The 246-nt window shown below is 54.9% G+C and carries 1 protein-coding gene; it reads left to right on the top strand.

From position 1 onward, the window contains the following. The coding region (locus RTW80_RS30325) for a plasmid SOS inhibition protein A (RefSeq protein ID WP_312721917.1) at positions 1-246 on the top strand (246 nt) is incomplete at both ends.

The following is a 246-nucleotide window of genomic DNA, read 5'->3' as shown; positions in this document are numbered from 1 at the left end:
GATAAACTGATTGAAAGTTTTGGTGAAGTCTGTGTTCTTCCCCTGCCATCCGATGCGGGGCATCGTCTGTTCCCGTCCGTTCCTTTTCGTGAAGGTGAGCGGCGTCGTCAGAAAACCACGCTGACAGAGCAGAAATACAGCCGCCAGCGGGAACGTGAGGCAGAACGACGGGAACTGGCATACCAGACAAGTTTTGCTCAGGCGCAGATTGACCTTGCGTTTCATACTCCCGCCACGGTCGGAAGC

Source organism: Escherichia sp. AM3 (assembly GCF_032029835.1).
GTDB classification, from domain to species: domain Bacteria; phylum Pseudomonadota; class Gammaproteobacteria; order Enterobacterales; family Enterobacteriaceae; genus Escherichia; species Escherichia coli.
The sequence above is the reverse complement of the archived record's forward strand: the minus strand, read 5'-3'. Positions and strand labels throughout refer to the sequence as shown.